The sequence below is a fragment of the Legionella steelei genome (assembly GCF_001468005.1).
GTDB classification, from domain to species: domain Bacteria; phylum Pseudomonadota; class Gammaproteobacteria; order Legionellales; family Legionellaceae; genus Legionella; species Legionella steelei.
The window spans coordinates 1,755,437-1,776,336 of record NZ_LNYY01000019.1; the positions used below are offsets into that span (position 1 = coordinate 1,755,437).

The following is a 20,900-nucleotide window of genomic DNA, read 5'->3' on the forward strand; positions in this document are numbered from 1 at the left end:
ACGATCGGCATTTTCTGTACCCTGGCTTTTTTTACATTGACGGCATAAGGATCTTCCATGCCCAATTTTTCTCCTCTATATAGATAAGGGTGCCTTGTCATATAATGAACAATAAATTAGTGCAGTTTTTATTGATTGCAGGTAGTATATTTCGATACAGCCGTTCAAATGCATGGGGATTCATTATTTTGGCATCTATAATATGTTCTCCTCAGAGCCATGCCACAATTTATGATACTGTTGTTGTTGGCGCAGGAATTTCTGGTTTAGCTGCAGCGAAACAGTTACAAGAAAACGATCATAAGGTGCTCATTTTAGAAGCCCGCGACCGAATTGGTGGTCGTATATGGTCAGTCAACACATGGGGAACGACCTTAGATCTTGGTGCTTCTTGGCTTCATGGTGTAAATAACAATCCTGTGAGTCAATTAGTTGAGCAAGCATCGATAAAAACAGTCCCTACCTCCTATAATGCAGATGACTTAAGGCAGAAACTGAGGGATATGGTATTCTACGATGAACAAGGGAAAAAAATATCTGAAGAAGAGGTCAATGCAACCATTCCACTCGTATTAAATTTCGAACAATTTTTTAAAGAAATACCCAATAAAAAACTCTCTTTAAATACTGCTTTCGAACTCTTTTCGCAAAAACAGCATCTCAATAAACGTCAATTAAGCCTACTAAAATATCAAGTCATTTCCAGTTATGCTTATGAATTTGCAGGCGATCTAGATCAACTTTCAGTAGATGTCGATAAACCGTACGACAACAGCGAAGTTTCAGGCAAACAAGTAGTTTTCCCCAAGGGTTATATCCAGGTAGCCAATTTACTTGCCCAACATCTTCCAATTAGATTGAATCAAGTAGTGACACGAATTAACTACGAACAGCCCCTTATTAAAATTGACACTCAGGATCAGCAATACCTGGCCCGCACAGTCATCATCACCATACCAGTTAGCCTTTTGCAGGCTAAAAAAATAAGTTTTAATCCACCATTACCTGCCCAAAAAACAACTGCATTTTCACAAATCAAGATGGGCACTTATGATAAGATATTTCTTTATTTTAAAGATGTGTTTTGGGATAAAGATAAGGAATGGATAGGCTTTGTGCAATCAGAACCAGCAAAGTATCCAGTGCTCGATATCATGAATTATTATAAAATTTCTAAACACCCTATCCTCTTGATTTTTAACACTGGCAAGCAGGCAGAAGAGTTTGAGCAACTCCCAGATCAACAAATTTTAAGTAAAATAATGCAAGAGCTTCGCATCATCTATGGCAAAGATATTCCCGACCCATCTTCTTATGTGATGACACGTTGGCATAATGATCCCTACGCCTTAGGTGCCTACTCCCACTTAGCCCCTAATGTATCGATAGATAATTATCAAATAATAGGTGCACCGATAAACAATCGTCTCTTTTTTGCTGGCGAAGCGACTTCGTTAACCGATCCAGCGACAGTCCATGGCGCTTATTTAAGCGGAATACGTGCAGCCACAGAAGTAGAAACCGTGATAACACCCCCATCAAAATTAGCCCCCTGGGAGCATCTCATGCACCATTTTTTTGATGATGCGACGCCTGAGACAAAATAAGGAAAGCAACAGTAGGCCGAGCATTGAGATATTGTCAGTGTTTATTTGTCGCTACCTCAGGACCTAACCTACTTTCGATTATGCAAAACACACTTTTAAATCGTACTGTCAGAGGACAGAATCTTGCTTTTTCTGTGACTCAAGATGCTTCATAAGTGCATTGTAACGCGGTAAAACATGATTTAAAGAGAGCATTTTAGATGGTTGAAAAAATGACTCGTGATGTACCTCGCCTTTACTTATAATTAATTCAACTTCCTTATCTATTGCCACCTCTGTATCTAACCAACCTGATGCATCGTGTACTAATACGGGTAAGGCAGTAGCCTTAGAGGATAAGGCCTGATTCAATTGACGGCTATATACTCTTAGCTGAAATCTTAGGGGATCATTGACACATGTTTCTGCGGTATAACCTAGCGTATGTAATCTATTTGTTGCTTTGGGAAGCACACCCGGAGTAGCAATTTCTTTAAAATCATTAAAAGAAAAAACCTGCGGTACTTTTTTTAAATAATTATAAACTACAGTCCCCTCATCACTGTCAACAACTCGCTGTTTACCAGACGGTGGTATTTCTGATAACCCTTGCTCATCCAAAGCAGCAAGAACTTTTAGATACAGCTCCCCTTTACCCGGTCTTTTTATTAAATCAATGGTAAAATCCCCATCCATAAAAGCAACTTCATGCTTAATAAACGACAAATCGGTATCTGCATCAACATGAGTAATACTGGCATTGCCTTTTTTATCAGCAATAATTAGGGCCACACATCCCTCTAACCCCACGGTAGCTGGGAAGCCTTTTTGACTCTCCATTTTTCTCACTGTTTCATTTTGTCCTGCAATCAGCATGACTCTTGGTTCACGCTCAGTATCTTTCTTATACATTTTCACCCTCTAAAAAACGCTTTAAGTTCTTTTTTAAGTATACCAAAATTCAGCCATATGGACATTTATCCAGCTTAAAAAGCAAAATTTAGTCTTTATTGGTATTTAAAAATTTTTCTCGAGGGACTTAACCAGAGATTGTCAAATATAGACCACTGCATGGATGGAGTTCGATCAAAAATCTCCCTCTCCCTGGGGCTTTGTTAAATAAATAATTTGGAAGTATACGATAATACCAAACTGCCTTTTTGTCTTTCCCGCGAAGGCGGGAATCTATTCACAAACTTGGCATTGTACCTAACTAATGGATGGATTCCCGCCTTCGCGGGAATGACATACGATTTTTTCAACATAGCTCACAAGGGGCGAGGGAGCATAACATCAAGATACAAAAAAGTTCTTATCTTATTTTAATTTTTATGGACAACATAAACTATGTTCGTCCACTTCATCAAACAGCGAGCCGTTAGGATAGCTGCTGATGAAGTTTATACCGACTTCAATTTCATTGAGTTGTTTGCCTTTGATAAAACGTGAATCAACATACACACTATAAGCTGCGATTGTCGTTAACAATGCGGACGCAATGGCCATTCCTACCGCTAAAAGGGCCATGCCTAATGGGCCAGTAGATACCGCCACCCCAAAGAAAACAACACCTAAAGCGCCTACAGCAGTGATAATTGAATTCTCAAATAGATTCATTCCAGAACAACATTGCTCTAATTTTTTATGTTCTTCAATCTTCGCTTTTAACAACGCAAATCGATTCCCCAACTCATTAGCATATAACGCTGAATTGAAGTTCGGATTGGAAATCGCTTTCTGCATGACAAACTCAACATATCCATAGAGTGAATCAGTTTCTTTTTTACTGGTGATTGCTTTTAACTCACAAAGGCTTGTGATGATTCTTGAGCCATGTTTTCTTAATTGCAATAACGCTTGATATTTTGTTTTTTCCCATTTCAACGTGTCGCTAGCGGAAAGCTTTTCATTAATACTTTTTTCAGAGCCTGCAGTAAAGAAACGGGGAAAATAGAGTTTGCTATACATAATAGATAGTGAGCTAATGTGAATAATATTTATGCGCATTATAAAAATTTAATATGACTTTGCAAGCAAAGTTGCTGTTTTTCATTTAAAGAGGAAAAAAAACTCCGTACGATACAATACAATGAAAAAATTTCAGTCAATTGTGCCTAAGTAATACATGGGTTCGTTCATAATCTATTGTTTTTTTTATGATTATTTCTTGGAGAGCAAATCATTATAGTACAGGTGGGACTTAAAGAGCCCAAAACAATAAAGTTTTTTACAAAAAGTGTTTTTACCTTATAATGTGGGCATATTTTATTACACCAGGGCAAACAATGGCTAAAAATACACTTTTTAATTTTCTTTCTCAAGGCGAAGCGGCCGTTCAATTACCTCCAGGATATCAATTGGCATTAGATACAAATAAAGCAAGTCGCCATTACTACCGCATTGAATGCCCCACACCAACTCAATTTATTCTCAAAGATAAAGAAAATAAATATGAGTTGCTTACACACCATGTCAGTATCTACGAAAATGAATATCGTGATAATCCCAAATTAAGCCAATATCATTACACGGCTGAATTTATAAACCAGCTCGGTGAACATTATCGATTGCATGTGTACTTCAACACTTTTGATGAATTACTCGCAAATATCGCCTTTGAGCAAGAAATCGATGGGGCGTATCAACCAATAGACACAAAGTCTTTGCGGAATCAATTCATAAGATTGGCGCTGAAGCACACAGAGCCGCTGATGAAGCAACTCAAACAGCAACAAAATGAACTCATTAAAACCCTAGATGCTCGCTATAACGATTGCGATGAGCGCCTGGCAAAATATTTTGACGCCAACGTGGATAAGACCATCGAGGCATTACCAATAATGAAAGAAGCATGTACCATATTAAGAGAACTTATTCCGCTTACTCGTTCGCCAAACTACCCAAAACTTCTGCACTTTTACGAAATGTCCGTTCGCGCCTTAGAACGCCAATCAACTCCAGTTTTGGCCATGCCTCTCTCTCAAGCACCTAACATTCATAAAAATGAATCAACTCATGCTGATGGGGATATTGTCGCCGATGCGGAAGTTGTCCCACAAGATGTAGGCTCATCAAAAACAGCGATTACTGTCACAAAAACAAACCCACCAACGCAACCGAAAAACTCAACTGTAAAGCGGGAGATCAAAACACTCAGTCTCCAATTGGAAAAACTCATGGAAGCCTCCGAAGAAGTACAAGCTAAAGCAATAGAGGACTTACTTGCGAAGACTTATGAAATCAGTTTGAGCTACGAGCATCAAATCGAGTTGGAAGACTTACGACAATTACAAAAGATTCGTCGCGAACTCCACAAACTTGGTACTAATTTATTACCCACTTTATTATTTAAAGGGCAATTTAATTTGGCGGCCCTATTAACTTCTGCTCATCATCTGTTACGTGCTGAAAAATACCTCTCCGTTGCCTTGCAAACACATAACTCAAGGTTGTTGGATTTTATTTTGCAATATGGAGATGTCGATATAAATAATCAGCCCGTCAGCGTATATAAAAAAGCATATCCGTCTATGGTACAGGCCTGTCTTGCTGTAGATAGTCCTACATCGTCGATGAGCGAATGTCTCTCTGTTCTAATTCGTCATGGAGCATCTCTTTTGATGCCAGACCCCAAAGGCCTACCACTTGTTTATTCCATACTTTCTGATGCCACGCATCCGCTATATAAAGCCTTGCTGATGAATCGCGATAAGACAATTGAATCCATTGATTTTCTCAAAAATTTGATTGTTATTTTACGGGATTACCTGGAACAACGTGACCTCAGTGCGTCAGAGGCAAACGCTTTAGAAGCCGAATTAAAAAGTTTTGAAGTTCAATTAGAATGCTTACAAAACGCCCAGCTAAAAGACCCAAGTTCACGCTTTTTAATGAAACAGATACATCACTTGGAAGAAAGATACTTCGGTTCCCTGGTAAGTAGATTAAGGAAAGATCCCGACATTATGGCTGTAAATGAACAAATACAAAACGCGGTTCATCAACTAAACGCTAAGCTCACAAAAACACAACTCCGACAAAACAAGATTAGTGCCTCCAATTACATTGAGACGCTGGATAAGGCTTTAGCACATGTTGATGTAGCAAGTCTGGAGTTTGAATTCTTAAAAGCTGAGGTTCTAAAAAACTTAAACAACAATTTACAATTGATAGAAAAAAGATCGGAGCTCATTGATGTACAAAAGGAAATAGCTCGAGGTCCACATAGTAAAAAAGGATATAAAGCGTATCGAGGCAATTTGCGACAGCAAGATATACTGCTGCAAGAGATAAATGAACTGGCTAGTGGACTTCCTCAGGAAGAAACGATGCAAGAGTTTCTGGAGCTAAATAAAACGCTCGAATCACTGCAAGGGATGGGTAATTTAGTGACTCAATTTTCCAGTATATTCTCCTCTATAGCGCCTACTTCCCAAGCACCATCAACCGATAATGCTGATGAAGAGGAAACTGAGCTCGAGTTAGAAGCATTGGCAAATCTTGGCTCGTTCTTGAAGAAAACCTTCGGGAAATAAAATAATCCTGAAATCGTATTGAAGCATTTAGAAGTGTAGCCTGGGTGAGGCTCTGAAGGATTGTACTTCGTTTCACCCAGGCTACATCTGCTTATATGTGTTGGCGACGCTAAGGATTAGGGCAATGCAAAATGCCAGTTCATTGCTTTCGACAAACCTTCAAGCATGATTTCACCGCGGATGCTATTGCCTTTCGCATTCACTTTTGGGCTGAGCACTACAATACCCGCTTTGCCTGGAACAACCGCAATGGTATAGCCAGATACACCGCTTTTAGCAGGCATCCCTGTTTTGACCATATGGGTGCCGGTTTCATCATAGAGTCCGCACGTTGCCATAATGGCTAACGTAATTTTAGTGGTTTCGGTGGAAATAATTTGCTCCCCACTGTCTGGGTCTCTGCCCGCATTAGCTAATAAAGTAGGCAGGTAAAGCATTTGCTCTAACTTCGCTTCATAGGAACATAGCGCAAAATATAAATCCAGTGTTTCATGAACGTCCGCAACAAGATTACTTCTGCTTTTGAGCAAATAAGCAAGGGCGCGGTTACGATTACCGGTGCGTTTTTCTGAAGCAAAAACCAGAGGGTTAATACTAAGGCGCTGATTAAATAATTTTTGTGTCCAATATTCTAACCAGCCAAATTGTTGTTCACCTTTGCCCGGAATATGCGAACATAAGGTAATCGCCCCTGCATTCAGCATAGGATTTGAGGGTTTAGGACCAAACTGTTCCAAGCGGGTAATTGAGGCAAAATCATCCCCAGAAGGTTCTACCTTAACCCATTCGAATACTTGCTCCCCATATTCTTCAAGCAGTCCAATCAAAGGAATCATCTTCGCTGTACTTTGCAGTGTTACCGGATTTAGCGGGCTATTACTGAACGAAAGAGGTTGCCCTCCTAATGGTTGCACAGCAATTGCAGTCAAGTCGTGATTCACATTAGCAAGTTCTGGAATATAATCTGCAGTTTTGCCCTCTTGATTTAACTGTGCGGCATAAACTAAATCTTCTAACAAATTGATTGTAAGCAATGATGACATGGGACCCTTAGACTGAAAAAGCGGCCATTATGATAAATTTAGCACATTAAAACAAATAAATTTGCAAAACGCATTAATTAAAAACTCACCGAAGGAGTAAAATATTGAAGATAATTTGCCGGCACTAGGTACCGCGCATAGGCGCTGCACCTAGAGAAAAATCCACTGATTACCTAGCCGGTTCAAGTTTTGTAATATCCTCGTGAATTTGTACTGCAATAGTTTTTGACTCAGTTTTTAATTTAAAAAACAATTGGTTTTCAGGAATATGCTTATAACTGCTATAGATTTTAACAGGAAGCGCAATAACTACATTCAATATCGCTCTTCCAAGCCAGGTGCGGAAGTTTATATCTAAGGCATTATTATCAATTAAATTAGTTTTAACAATTTTTGCCATCTCATCTCTGCATTGAGACTTGATTACTTCCTGTTGGCTGCCTGGATTTTTTGATAAATAGTCCTGTTTACATTCTTCTTTCGCCGCATCGATTTGGCCTTGGATTAACTCTTTGACCTTGTTTAAGTGGATAAGTCGGCCATCATCTCGATTTTTAAGCTTGATTCTCTCTATTTCACTTTGAAGTCGACCTTGAATCGTTGTCGCTGAGGTAAAAAATGGCGAATCTTGTATACGGCGAGACACTTGTTGTACTTTTTTCTCTTGCTCCGCATCTCGCTCTTCTTTTTCTCTTTGCCTCTTTAAAGCCTGAGCCTCATCTATAGCCTTTGGAAACTGATCTTTAAAAACTTCGAGGGTCAGCAGCGATTGACTCACCGGGGTTACTTTTGTTGCTGCCTCACGCAATTTTATTTGCAAATTGCTAGAAAGCGGCAAATTTTTGGGCTCTGAAACATCAAAAAATCTACATGCGGTATCTATAAAAGAACATGCATCAAGAAAAAACTTATCGCTGCCGGGTATTTTCGCGGTTCTCTCTGCCAGACCAATAGTCATCTGTCTAAAATGAGACCAATCATCCATTAATGCTAATAAATCCGCAGGATTAGGTAGATGCAAGGAGAAAATATTCTCCCATTTCTTTTTAGATACTAACCAAGGTTCTAAGATTAGTTTAGACGTAGCCATAATTACCGCCCCCTACGACGTCACTTAAATCCAGTTTAACTGATTATTATTAACAAAATATGACGCGATTTGAGGGGTAAAATTGTGGCTATCGTGTAGGCCCAACTGACCTTAAAACGATTACAGTTTCGTTAATTTAATACCTGGGTATGCGGTTTACTCCACCTGGTATTTCTTATAGCCTTTTATAGTATGAAAACTTACCCAGCAAATGCAGTTGAACTAACGAACATGTTCCCGAATGAGGACGCATGTCTTGATTATTCGAGTATGATTTGATGGCTGTATGGATACGAGTGTTTGCGTTGTAAACGTGTGAAAATCAGGTCGGGGGTTGTATCGCTGCCAATCCTGTAAGTATGAAGGTTCTGTGATTGTTTACACCCTTTTCCAAGATACATATAAGCCACTGCAATTATGGTTTCAAGCGATTTGGCACATTGTTAGTCCAAAAAATGGCGTCCGTGCTCTTGGCCTGCAGAGGGCACTTGGATTGGGTAGCTATCATAACAAGTTGCGTCGAACAATGGTGCAACCTTGTCGATATAAATTGAGTGGCGCAGGTGAAATCAATGAAACTATAATTGGTGGCGCAAAATCAGGGGAGAGAGGGCATGGCGCGGGAGGAAAAACTCTAGTATTGATAGAGCAATGGGGTATTGGGCGTATTAGATTAACCACCTTTGCGAATGTATTTTGGAACAGGATACGCCATGATACAGCAGCTGAAAATAAGTCCTGCAAGTGAAATTAAAATAGAGAAATCATTTGTTCAAAATATGTTAACTGAATAGCGTAAGGGTAACTGTACAAAAAGTGATTGAAATTGGCCACGAACTTGGGTTGAAGGTCGTCGCAGAAGGGTTGAATCTAAAGCACAGCTACTATTTCTACAACATCATCACGGTGATATTGCTCAAGGCTATTATTTTAGCAAACCAATTTCTATAACCGAATTAGACAATTGGATAAATAATAATTATGGATTTAACTAAATTGTGTTGTGTGGCAGTAGGATTCAATCTTTAAGTATATCCATCGTTTTTCTAACTGACTCAATGAGAATTATTGGCAGTGTAATCACTTGAAGAATGCTCTATACTAACGCGAGGACAATGGGGTTTCCGACTTAAAACAGTGTGACAATATGGACAATTATCATGTTATTGTACTCAATTCTGGCTCTTCAAGTATTAAATTCGCCGTATACGAATTAAGAGCGGTGTTACCCAAACTGTTGCATGGCATCGTTGAAAATATCCGAGAAGCACCCGTCCTAAAACTGTTTGACCAAAATAATGTCCTAGTGAGAGAAGAGCATTTCTCCAAAGAACAAGGCTACAGTTATTTTTATGAATTATTATTCTCGGCACTGAAAACCAATCAATTTGGATTCAACATTATTGCAGCAGGGCATCGAGTGGTCCATGGTGGCAATGAATTTCATGCACCAACCTTTATTTCTGCCGAGCTGATTAACCAATTAAAAAAATTTATCCCTTTCGCGCCACTTCATCAGCCCTATAATCTCCAGGCTATTGAAAGTATCAATACACTGTACCCTGATATACAACAAATCGCTTGTTTTGATACCGCTTTTCATATGACTCACCCACACATAGCAAACCTATTTGGTCTCCCAAGGAAGTTTTATGAAAAAGGCGTAAAACGTTATGGTTTTCATGGTCTTTCCTATGAATTTATTATGCATCGCTTGCGCAGCATTAATCCGCAAAAGCACAAGGGGCGAATCGTCATTGCGCATCTAGGTAATGGAGCTAGTATGTGTGCCGTCAAGGAAGGAAAATCCATAGACAGCACTATGGGATTGACCGCATTGGATGGTCTTGTTATGGGTACACGCTGTGGCAACCTAGATCCAGGGGTTATTCTTTATTTGCTGCAATCAGAACAAATGACTGCAGAGCAAATTCAAAATGTACTCTATAATGAGTCTGGTTTATTAGGCATTTCAGGCAGTACCTTCAATATGCAAGAACTGCTGCAAGATAAGAGTCCCCATGCAAAAGAAGCAATCGAGTTGTTTGTTTATCGCATCCGGAGGGAGCTGGGAGCACTTACTGCCACAATTGGAGGGCTTGATCTCTTGGTGTTTACAGGAGGTATTGGCGAGCATGCATGGCAAATTCGCCAAGCCGTCTGCCAAGACTTTGAATGGCTTGGCATTGAGATGGATGCAGAGTTAAATAAGACCAATCAATTAGCGATTAATAGCTCTAAAAGTTGCGTCGACATTTATGCAATCCCTACTGACGAAGAATGGATTATTGCCAATCATTGCTATTGTCTTATCAAACATAAGGAATGATGAACATCGATAATACATTACTTTCAGGAAAAAAAGCGTTAGTAATTGGTATTGCCAATGACCATTCCATCGCTTTTGGCTGTGCTCGCGCATTGAAAATGGCTGGTGCTGACCTGGCAATCACGTATTTAAATGAAAAAACCAAACCCTATGTAGATGAAATTGCCAATGCTCTTAAACCCACGATTTATTGTGAGTGTGACGTCACCAACGAACATGATTTAGATAATTTATTTTTAGAAATAAACAAAAAATGGGGACAAATTGACATCGTCATCCATTCTATTGCGTATGCGCCCAAACAGGATTTACAAAACCCCGTGTATGAATGCTCTAAAGAAGGATTCCTCACTGCGATGGATATTTCTTGTCATTCGTTTATCCGCATAGCAAATCGCGCGAAGCCACTAATGAAAAATGGTGGCTCATTATTTGCGATGTCCTTTTACGGTGCGGAAAAAGTGGTTGAAAATTATAATCTCATGGGACCCGTTAAAGCAGCTCTAGAAGCTTCTGTGCGCTATATGGCCGTAGAGCTGGGACCACAACAGATTCGGGTAATTGCCCTTTCTCCTGGTCCTTTAAAAACACGCGCGGCCTCAGGCCTGGAGAAATTTGATGAATTAATCCAACGTGCAAAAGAAAAATCACCTCTCAGATCGTTGGTTGATATTGATGATGTGGGCGCGATGGTTGTTTTCCTTGCAAGTCATTACGCGAAAAACATTACCGGTGACACCATTTATATTGATAGTGGCTATCATATTATTGATTGATGCAAAGACTTAAGGACTAAAATGAAATCTATAGCATGGATCACTGGGGCAGCATTGGGAATAGGTAAAGAAGTTGCTCTGGAAATGCATCGACGAGGTTATCAATTAATTTTATCAGATTATAATGAAACCGCGCTACGAGAAGTTGCTGATGCAACGCAAGCAGACATGATTCCGTTTGATGTCCTTGATAAACATGCGAATAAAGCAGCAGGGGAAAAAATATTAGCAAAATATGGCTATGTTATCTTGTGTTTCTTAATGCAGGAAAATATGAATCGATTGACGTAAAAAATTTTAATAGTGAGACGGTTGAAGCGATTTTACAAGTCAATTTCTTAGGGCCTATTTATGGTGTTGAAGCATCCCTTCCACTGCTTAGAGCCAGCAGCCAACCTCAGCTGGTCGCAATGAGTAGTGCTATGTCTTATTTTTGTCTTCCCAAATGCGAAGCCTATGGAGCGAGTAAAGCCGCAATAAGTAACTTTTTTCAAGGCCTAAGGCTGGAGTTAGCAAAAGAACAAATCGCTGTTTCCATTGTGATACCCAGTTTTATACAAACGTCATTACTCGATAATGCTAATATTCCGCAAAGATTCATTTATAGTGTGAGTAAAGCGGCTAAACTAATCGTTGATGGGATTGAAAAAAAGAAAACTGAAATTAAAGTGCCGAAATTACAGGTATACCTCTCACAGTTATTAAGACTGCTGCCTAATAAACTCAGCATCTATTTAATTAATAAAATGGATTAATAACCAAGCGCTATCTTGGTAGGCTACTCTTCTTTCTCGGGATTAATGCGGTATAAAATGCAATAAAAGGCAGGTACTAAAAACATGGTGAGTATCGTACCGACGGTCAGCCCAAACATAATGGTTACAGCAAGAGAAACCCCAAAAAAACATCTTGTAATAAAGGAATGCCCCCTAATATGGTGGTCACTGCGGCATTCACTACAGGTGATAACCGACTTAACCTCGCAGAAATGACCGCATCATAAAACTTTCTTGATATTGATTTTATTTATCTATTCTATATTGGTATTGCCTTGTGCCTATCAGTATAGTTCAAAAAATGATAGATAAGCTTTTTATTTTATTCAATTTTGTGTATGTTCCTTGCAATTAGCGCCACACTAAATAGTCATCCGATTTTTTTCCATTTTGACCAACATAAAGCCTTTATCCAGAAGCTATCTCTTTTGTGAGTATTACCAGTAGGACATTAATTACCCAGGTATTTCCTTATCGCAAAGTCAATCAGTGCGATTTATCTTTTGCAAGAGAATCTCGCCAAGCTTGTTCCTCAGATTCAGTTTCAAAAATCTCGGTATCTGACTTTTCTGCTCGCTCTGGCACCACCTTTTCATGCCTGGGAGCTGGCATACTACTGGGTTTATTTCGAAGTTTATTAATACGCTCCACCGCATGTGGTTGGGGATTGAGATAGGTTTTCATATGAGTCCCTTTTAATCATCATAGTGACTATAAGTATAGTTCTTTCATATAAAACAGACTTACCTGCTAAGAAAGTGCATTTTGTATCTTAGTCCATGTTTTCTTATTGAATAAGGAGTCTGAATGGTAAGATGGTATCCTTCACGGCAGAGGGAAACACTACAGAAAACATAAGGGCAGATACGTATCTGCCCTTTATGATATGAAATGAAAACCGCTAATTCGCTCTTGGAGAGCGGCCATTGTATGATGCGACGCGAGCGCCCCATTCCAACAAGTTTTTATTGCAATCATCTTTATCTAAAATCACCTCGATAAAACATAAACCATCTGTTTTTTTTGCTTCTTCGATTGCATCAAGAAGCGCTTGATGCGTAGGTGCTTTAAACGCGCGAGCGTTGGCTTGCTGTCCGTTAAAAACCTCCACCAAATCAGCATAATGCCAATTGTTAATCACATTATACGGACCATCATGAATTTGCACTTCAATCGTATAAGAAGCGTTATTCATTAAAAAGATAATGGGTTTATACCCATAACGAATAAGGGTTGACACTTCTTGAGCACTCATTTGGAACGAACCATCGCCGATCAAAGCAATGACACGTTTTTTATTATGAAGTGCTGCTTGCATACCCAGAAGTGCGCCGACAGACCAGCCAATTGATCCATATTGCATTTGAATTTCAAAGGGACAATTTTCGGGTAAATTAAGACGCATGCCATTAAACCATGAGTCACCAGTCTCTGCCAAAACACCGTAATCACTACTTAAAAGCTTTTGGATTTGTCCAAAAAGGAATCGTGTAGTGAGCGGTGAGTTCAAGTCATCCGGCTCATGATATAAGGGAGCAGATCCCGCAATGCGTTTGTATGCTTTAAGCGACGCATCATTGAATTTCAATTTGTCCTTTAAGCCACTCAAAAACTCATTCATATACACTTCGGTATATACTTTACCGGCAACAGACACGCTACCATCCGCAATGACAATGAGTTTCTTTGGCTGGATGTTACACATATGGCCAACAGTTGTATAATCGTTAAAATTAGGTCCGATAAAAAAATAGAGATCACTTGATTCGACAATTTCTCCACATCCAGGCGAACTGACTGGCCCCCAATAAATGCCAATATAATTAGGATGCTGTTCTGAAATAAATCCCTTTGCATCAGGCATTGCTGCCAAGGCATAACCACAAGATTGACTTAAAGCTTCAATCATAGCAGTTGCCTCACAGGGTCGCGATTTACTTCCTGCTACCAACACTGGCTTGACTGCAGCATTAAGTTGTTTTGCGGTATCTTCAATTGCAGCAGCAAGAGAGGAGGTATCACTCAAGCGTTTGACGTTAAGCGCCCGTTGTGTCGGAGGAGAAACATCGGCTCCCGCAATGTTGCATGCAATTTCAATATAAACAGGTTTTTTCTTTTCAAGTGCAATCGCGATCGCCGCATCAATTTGCATGGGTGCATCACTTGGTCTATGAATAAATACGCTATGCGCTGTAATTTTCGCAAATATTTCGCGAACGTAGCTGTAATTTTCCGTTGCCAAAGTATGGTGTAAAATCTCCGCATCCTGCACCGAGTTCGTATTAGGCCCACCTGAAATAACAATGATCGGCAAATTCTCAGCATAAGCTCCTGCAACCGCATTGACTGCACTTAAACCACCAACACTAAAGGTTACCACCAGAGCAGAAACGCCTTTGATGCGCGCATAACCATCTGCGGCATAACCTGCATTCAACTCATTACAGCAATTGATCATTTTAAGGGAGTCGTTTTTTAATAGTTCGTCTAGCAAACCAAGGTTGTAATCTCCAGGAATGGCGAAATAATCATTCATTCCTAATTCTTGGAAGCGTTGTGCAAGATAAGTGCCTACAGTGGCCATAAGGAGTCCTTTTCTTTGAAAATACTGATAGAGAATTAAATTTATTATGGCAGTGGGTTGTGCTTTCTTCAAGGTATTCTTTGTACTTCTCCTTACTCGTAATTTATGTGTTGCGCACCACTAATTTGCGGGCTCCGCATGCTATAAATGCGCAACAAAATACGCCCCTATTCTGCGTAAAACATATTGATCCGTGAAATAAAGAGAATGATTTGCATTGGGCACTAATAACATATCAAAATCCTTATCTGCCTTAATTAAGGCATCCACTAAGTGCATCATATTGGACGGATGCACGTTATCATCTAAATCACCATGAATTAAAAATAAGTGCCCCTGTAATTGTGACGCCAGAGGATAATTTGATTGTACGGTATAATCTATATCACTTGGCAAACCTTGATAGCGCTCCCCCCAAAATGCCAAATAACTTCGTAAATCTTGTAACCCAGAAACACAAACCCCTACCTTATAGACATCGGGAAAAATCAGTAATGCGCGCGTTGCCGCATAACCTCCTGCTGACTGCCCCATAATACCCACTCGGTTGATATCAATATAAGAATACTGCTTGGCTAACTGTCGAATGACCTCTACATGATCCTCTAATCCTCCAGCAGTTTCTAAATGCTGGTACGAATACTCATGAAACTTTTTAGAACGCAGCGGGGTACCGCGTCCGTCCATATTAACAACGATGAATCCTAACTCAGCCAAACTTTGAGGCCACCAACAACCATAGATATATTCTGGAAGATCAGAACAATATGTTTTAGGTACACGCATCAATTGTGGCCCGGGATAAATATCATCAATTATTGGATATTTTTTCTTAGGATCAAAATCTGTAGGGAAATAGATAAGACCATAAATATCCGTCTCTCCATCAGCACCTTTAAGGCAAAACGACTGTGGCGGCTTATAGCCCAAAGCAAATAATTGAGAAAAATCGGCTGTTTCCAGCATTGCAAGCTCATGCCCATTTGTATCACGTAATTTAGTTATGGGAAGAGAATCCATAGACGAATAATAATCGATAAAATAATCCTGAGATGGTGAAAAAACAATGGTGTGATCGGCTGTTTCTGGGGTTAGTAATTGCACATCACTCCCATCTAAACGGGCACGATATAAATAACGAAAATAGGGATCAACACCCGCTTCTTTTCCATTCCCTAAAAAATAAATCCACCGATTGATAAGATCGACATGGAATACCTTACGCACCATCCACGCACCTTGCGTTACTGGATTTTTGACTTGTCCAGTCTGTAAATCATGTAAATACAGATGCGCCCAACCATGCTGATCAGATAACCAAGTAAATTCATTCGTTGCTTCGAGTATGTGCGTGTAATTCTGCCACAGGATGAGCTGGCTGGGTTCAACATATCCCGTGGATTTTTCAGTTAAAATAATCCGCAGCTGCTCGGTAGCAACATCCAGCTCACATAAAGAAAGCTGATGATTTCCTCGTTCTTCTTTTAAAAAAAAGATTTTTTTACTGTCTTCACTCCACCAGACATAGCCTGCCTCAATCGGTGAGCCTACCAATGCAGGCATCAATGGAGGCACGTCAATAAAGCGCAGCGTCTTTGTGGGGACATCAATCACACATAATTTAATTTCTGGAATCACTGCATCGCCGACCAACGGAATATGCGCCTCAAAAACCTGCGGACGCAAAGAACCATCCTCCGGCACATGTTGCAGCAATGCTAATTTTTTTACATGCTCTTGATTGCATTGAAACGTCACAATCTTTTGTGAGTCAGGAGACCAAAGCGCCATAGGCGGAAGCGTTATCTGCATACGGCGTAGTGTGAGCGAAGTTAAATTCGTATCTGGGGAAGCAGCATAGGCCTGTAGCGCACTCCCATCTGTAGTCAGTTGATATTCTTTATTCTCAGTACCTGAAAAAAGAAATAAATTATGGTCTTTGCTGTATATATCCCAATGCTGATCTGGTGAACGTATTCGTGACAGGATTGTCGCGGGAATAAACCCCCAAATTTCCATAATTGTAGGACAATGAGACATGGCGGTTTGCTGTGTGGTATCCGCAATCCATACGAGCTCTTGAGTTGTTCTATCATATTGAAAAATAAATTGTTCGATATGGAGTTGCAAAATATGCTCGTTAAAAAAATCCACCTTACTGATGGGCAATATAAAGGCGTTTATTTCTTTATTTAATTGCTCAGCAATTTTTTTTGCCAGGAATAGATGGTCAAAAGCCGGTTCTTTCTTTTTACTCTCTAGATTAAAAATAAGATATTCATAGCCTTTTGCCGTATCATGCCTATAGCAAAGAAACTTTTCATTGGGTGACCATGCAATCGCAGGCTGTAAGTTCTTGATTAAGCACCCCACATTTTGAGGGAGAAATTTCTTTGACTTTTCATAGCGCTTTGTTTGATCGTGTTCCATAATTAGGCCTATTGTTTTTGGCTTTGTTGCATTTTGGCAATCATGTCATTTAAATCACTATAGACCCAGGCTTCAATAATTTGATGATTATGATCCAGGCGAAAAATGGTAATCCCACTATAAAACACGGATATACCTGTGGCGGGAATACCCGAAAATTCATTCTTATGGGTTCCATGGCCATGCCAACGTGTCACCACTTTATCGCCACTCACAATAAGATCATCAATCTGATGCAGTAGATCGGGAAAGGCCTTATACCATTGTTGTAACGCTTCTTTGAAATCCTGTAAATTGGCTGCTTGTTCATAGCTAAAATGAATTGAAGTCTTTGCTGAAAATAGCTCATCAGCTACTGCCACCTTTTGCTGATTCCACAGTTCATCAAAAACTCTTCTCACTGTCTGCTCTATCGCTGAAGTCATATTCATACGCTCTCTTTGCTTCATGGGGTAACGGATTACGCTGCAGGATTATGTGTCGTACTCTCTAGTTTTTGGGCTTTATTTCTATATGCTGTAACTTCTTCTTGCTGCTCAAATAATCCTTCGTTTTTTTGTTTATTACCTATTGGCACAGCCTCTTCCTGGGTAGCCTTTTCATCTGTTGCTTTTTTTCTGGGGGGAGGATTGTTGAACAACTCTAAAGACTCTTGTAAATTATTTTCTTCTGCATGTTCACGTAGCGTGTCAACAAGAAGATTGTTCGCCTGCAATCCATCTTCCAGAATCTTCTTGAGCAAGTTTTCTGTGGTTTCTTTTCCCTGCTGTGCGTTAAATTGAATTGTCGGTGCTTCCTCTTTTTCTTGCATACTCACAACTAAAAAAATAGAGAATATTTAGAGTATAGTTCTCTTTTGAAATTATGGTGCCATACTCTTATTTAAGGCAGTTGCCGCAAGAAGAACCCCCGCCGCCGCAGTTAATCCGAAGGCTAAAGCAGGTTTAAAAAAACTAAATTGATTGGGTTTTATTTCAGCTTTGTTCACTTTAGGTTTTTGGATCACTGCCGTATCCTGTGTCGAACTTGCATCCATAAGCATGGTAGGGCCTTGTGGCGGGCTTGCGTTCACAAGCATTCCTTTACGCGCTTTAATAATTACCTTAGAAAAAAGGATATTATCCTTTCTTGCTTCCATAATGTAATCACCAGGCGGCACATTGAGAAAAGCCACGCCGCCATCCAGTGACGTCGATTTCAAAGTGCGGATAAAAGGATTGGTTTTGTGGATAAATGGAAAAATATCAAAATAAAAAGTTCGTACCTTTACGTTAGGAGATAAACTGACTGTAACCCCCTCAACACCTTGTGGAATATCATCCATGGTTGTATTAGGCGGTGTTATGGTTGCAGCAATTTGGCACGCGTCCGGATCTTCAGCTTCTCCAATAGCAAATGAAAGTAATTTATAAGCCATATTGGAAGGAACTTGGAATGAAATATTTTTAACGTAATTTTCATGGTTTATTCCTTCTGGTGGGACAATCACCGTAGCGGTTTGTGTTGTCTTATATCCAGTCCAAAAAGATCCTGGTTTCTCAAAAACTAAAGTAATGGGCTTGCCGACAGCCCATGCAAATGGTCCAAATTTTCCAGAAGCGTCCGTCTTAAATTTTAGTTGGTTATTTTCAAGTACAGTAATTGTTGCATCTGCAATAGGCAGTCCAGAGATAAACGAACGAGCAAATCCAGAAACCAAGACTGCTTTCATAATAAGTTCCTTTTCTAGATGTTCCCTTAATTACTTCATACTCTAATGGAGCCTAGCAAAAATATAAAGCCCAATTACCCTAATAAAAATATTGTCTAATCAGTATGTTGCCCAAAATGATAGGCTAAATAAGCGTTAAGCTTAGGTAAAATAAATTCTGGCTTTAGCTCTTTAAAAAGTTCGAGTGCATTCTCCTTATGTTCCGTATCAGGAGTATTCATATATAAATCCGCCTTAAAGTCAGACAGATGAACAGCAACATGATGTATGCCATCTTCAAAAGTAGACCAATCATGTTTATTTATCCAAGGAGAAAAAATTGTAAACGAAGGCTTGTTGAGCGCTTTCGCCATATGGATTGCGCCACCTTCATTACCGATAATCGCATCACACTCATTCATAATCCCAATAAACGTTCTTAAATCATAATTGGATAGCTCAAAAAATATCTTCTTTCTGGCGTCATCATTGCACAATTCATAGACTTTTTGTGCTTCCTCTTTTTGGTGAGGCAAAAAGTTAAATAAAATATTCACATCGACCTGGCTTACTATCTGATTCACCAGCGTTGCTATATATTCAAGAGGATATGTTTTTAAAGGACAACTCCCCAAAATGTTAAGCATTAGGTTTTTTTTAGCAGGGACATGGTGTTTTTTAAATAAAAGTGCAGCCCTTTGTTTTTCATCTTCAGAAAGATAGATTTGCGGATGGCGTTCAGGTACTACATTGTTTAAAAAGGGTTGAATTAAAAGCAGTTTTAAATCAATCATCCGACCAGGCGGAGTGTTCTTTACTGATTCTCGAGGAAGATTATCTGTATACAGAAAGGTCCTGTATTTTTTCCTATAAGAGACCCGACGCTTTGCGTTACAAAGCCAAACAATAATCCAGCTTTCCAATTTGGTATACGCATCAATTACAATATCGTAGTGTTCACGCCTGATTTGCAAAGCAAACTTTATAAAAGTACGGACACTAGTCCTATGTTTAGGATGCAAGGTAATAACCCGACTAATGTTAGGGTTTCCTTCTAATACAGGTAAAGCCTCTTTATTCACTAAGTAATGGATCTCTGCATTCGGCATTATTTTTTTTAAGTTATTACAAATAATACTACTCATTAAAACATCACCAATTTTTTTATGCTGCATGACCAATATTTTCATTTTATCATCTTATTAAAACTTAAATCGATAAAGAGCTGGAGTTTCAATAGTCACAGTTTCCACCTACGATGAACCCACCACCATTGTTCGGGATGTTCAAGAATTAATTGTTCCAATTGTTGGTTATACCGTAAGGTATTATTAGATATTGCCTGCTCCTCATCCGGATGGGTCTCCCATGATAAGGCGGGGAAAAACTCCAGTACATGTTTACCATTGGCTAGGCGATAGCATGCAAGAGGCACCACCGGAGCTTGATATTTACCGGCAAAAAGAGCCAAACTGCGGAACGTTCCTGCCTTAGCATTAAAGAAGTTTACGGCAATACCTTCTTTATTTTTAAGTTCGGCATGCTGATCCATGGTAAATAAAACCGTTTCTTTATTTTTTAGTGCCTTGATTATTTTTAGCGGGGCTCCAGCTTTATCAATTCGTTGCCCACCATAACGCTGATTACGGTTAAAAATGAGCCGTTCAAGCCACTGGATACGAATGGCCTTTCTAATAATCCAAATAGGACCAATTAACGATTTCAATTGAGAAAATACCAGTGAAATAGTTAACTCCCAGTTCCCTATGTGCCCCATAAGCAGAAAACATCCATGATCTTGTTTTTTGGCCTCCAAAAGATGCTCAATCCCTTTAATTTCCACGCGATTATCAACGCGCGCATACCAATCCATAAAGATTAACTCTTTGATAGTGGAAGCCACATGCGAATAGAACGCCCAAGCCAAATGCTTTTTCTCTTTTAAAGAAAGCTGATTCTTAAAAACACGATCGATATTTTCCAGCACGATTTTCCGACGTATCGGTACTAAATAATAAAATAGAAATCCTGCAATACTAATGCGACATTGACTCCTCAACT

At 39.5% G+C, this 20,900-nt stretch carries 19 protein-coding genes; 7 read left to right on the forward strand and 12 right to left on the reverse strand.

What is annotated here, in order from left to right:
* Positions 1-104 precede the first annotated feature (104 nt).
* Positions 105-1,607 carry a flavin monoamine oxidase family protein gene (locus Lste_RS11835; protein ID WP_058511134.1) on the forward strand — a complete coding sequence of 501 codons (1,503 nt, stop codon included), beginning with the start codon at positions 105-107 and terminating at the stop codon, positions 1,605-1,607.
* Positions 1,608-1,715: 108 nt separating this feature from the next.
* Here Lste_RS11835 and Lste_RS11840 read toward each other — a convergent pair whose 3' ends face one another.
* Positions 1,716-2,498, reverse strand: a complete 783-nt coding sequence (locus Lste_RS11840; protein ID WP_058511135.1) for a hypothetical protein — start codon at positions 2,496-2,498, stop codon at positions 1,716-1,718.
* 417 nt (positions 2,499-2,915) lie between these two features.
* Positions 2,916-3,554 carry a hypothetical protein gene (locus tag Lste_RS11845; protein WP_058511136.1) on the reverse strand — a complete coding sequence of 213 codons (639 nt, stop codon included), beginning with the start codon at positions 3,552-3,554 and terminating at the stop codon, positions 2,916-2,918.
* Positions 3,555-3,871: 317 nt separating this feature from the next.
* Between Lste_RS11845 and Lste_RS11850 the strand changes: the two genes are divergently transcribed.
* On the forward strand, positions 3,872-6,121 hold the full coding sequence (locus Lste_RS11850) for a hypothetical protein (RefSeq protein WP_157070736.1): 2,250 nt from the start codon (positions 3,872-3,874) through the stop codon (positions 6,119-6,121).
* Positions 6,122-6,237: 116 nt separating this feature from the next.
* Here Lste_RS11850 and glsA read toward each other — a convergent pair whose 3' ends face one another.
* Positions 6,238-7,164, reverse strand: coding sequence for a glutaminase A (glsA, locus tag Lste_RS11855; protein ID WP_058511138.1), 927 nt, complete (start codon positions 7,162-7,164; stop codon positions 6,238-6,240).
* 169 nt (positions 7,165-7,333) lie between these two features.
* Complete coding sequence (locus Lste_RS11860) at positions 7,334-8,254, reverse strand: hypothetical protein (RefSeq protein WP_058511139.1); 921 nt, start codon at positions 8,252-8,254, stop codon at positions 7,334-7,336.
* Between the two features lie 370 nt (positions 8,255-8,624).
* Between Lste_RS11860 and Lste_RS11865 the strand changes: the two genes are divergently transcribed.
* The 5 genes from Lste_RS11865 (at position 8,625) to Lste_RS11885 (ending at position 12,114) form a co-directional block, all read left to right on the forward strand.
* On the forward strand, positions 8,625-9,002 hold the full coding sequence (locus Lste_RS11865) for a hypothetical protein (RefSeq protein ID WP_058511140.1): 378 nt from the start codon (positions 8,625-8,627) through the stop codon (positions 9,000-9,002).
* A gap of 399 nt (positions 9,003-9,401) precedes the next feature.
* Positions 9,402-10,583, forward strand: coding sequence for an acetate/propionate family kinase (locus tag Lste_RS11870; RefSeq protein ID WP_058511141.1), 1,182 nt, complete (start codon positions 9,402-9,404; stop codon positions 10,581-10,583).
* A 5-nt stretch (positions 10,584-10,588) separates the two neighbouring features.
* On the forward strand, positions 10,589-11,359 hold the full coding sequence (gene fabI / locus Lste_RS11875; RefSeq protein WP_058511724.1) for an enoyl-ACP reductase FabI: 771 nt from the start codon (positions 10,589-10,591) through the stop codon (positions 11,357-11,359).
* A 21-nt stretch (positions 11,360-11,380) separates the two neighbouring features.
* Positions 11,381-11,650: an SDR family NAD(P)-dependent oxidoreductase gene (locus Lste_RS19725; protein WP_058511142.1), complete on the forward strand. Its 270-nt coding sequence runs from the start codon at positions 11,381-11,383 to the stop codon at positions 11,648-11,650.
* A complete protein-coding gene (locus Lste_RS11885; protein ID WP_058511143.1) occupies positions 11,611-12,114 on the forward strand; it encodes an SDR family NAD(P)-dependent oxidoreductase in 504 nt (167 codons plus the stop codon). The genes Lste_RS19725 and Lste_RS11885 overlap by 40 nt, the downstream gene beginning before the upstream one ends.
* 507 nt (positions 12,115-12,621) lie before the next feature.
* Here the strand turns inward: Lste_RS11885 and Lste_RS11890 are convergent.
* The 8 genes from Lste_RS11890 to Lste_RS11925 form a co-directional block, all read right to left on the reverse strand.
* Positions 12,622-12,819 carry a hypothetical protein gene (locus Lste_RS11890; RefSeq protein ID WP_058511144.1) on the reverse strand — a complete coding sequence of 66 codons (198 nt, stop codon included), beginning with the start codon at positions 12,817-12,819 and terminating at the stop codon, positions 12,622-12,624.
* 217 nt (positions 12,820-13,036) lie between these two features.
* Positions 13,037-14,719, reverse strand: coding sequence for a thiamine pyrophosphate-binding protein (locus Lste_RS11895; protein WP_058511145.1), 1,683 nt, complete (start codon positions 14,717-14,719; stop codon positions 13,037-13,039).
* A 141-nt stretch (positions 14,720-14,860) separates the two neighbouring features.
* On the reverse strand, positions 14,861-17,149 hold the full coding sequence (locus Lste_RS11900; protein WP_058511146.1) for a S9 family peptidase: 2,289 nt from the start codon (positions 17,147-17,149) through the stop codon (positions 14,861-14,863).
* Between the two features lie 8 nt (positions 17,150-17,157).
* Positions 17,158-17,580: an ester cyclase gene (locus Lste_RS11905; protein WP_237760476.1), complete on the reverse strand. Its 423-nt coding sequence runs from the start codon at positions 17,578-17,580 to the stop codon at positions 17,158-17,160.
* A 29-nt stretch (positions 17,581-17,609) separates the two neighbouring features.
* Positions 17,610-17,960: a hypothetical protein gene (locus tag Lste_RS11910; RefSeq protein WP_157070737.1), complete on the reverse strand. Its 351-nt coding sequence runs from the start codon at positions 17,958-17,960 to the stop codon at positions 17,610-17,612.
* 51 nt (positions 17,961-18,011) lie between these two features.
* Entirely contained in the window at positions 18,012-18,860 is an 849-nt protein-coding gene (locus Lste_RS11915) for a carboxypeptidase regulatory-like domain-containing protein (protein ID WP_237760477.1), read from the reverse strand.
* Positions 18,861-18,955: 95 nt separating this feature from the next.
* Positions 18,956-20,029, reverse strand: coding sequence for a glycosyltransferase family 9 protein (locus Lste_RS11920; RefSeq protein ID WP_058511149.1), 1,074 nt, complete (start codon positions 20,027-20,029; stop codon positions 18,956-18,958).
* 50 nt (positions 20,030-20,079) lie between these two features.
* Entirely contained in the window at positions 20,080-20,898 is an 819-nt protein-coding gene (locus tag Lste_RS11925; protein ID WP_058511150.1) for a lysophospholipid acyltransferase family protein, read from the reverse strand.
* Positions 20,899-20,900: the final 2 nt, after the last annotated feature.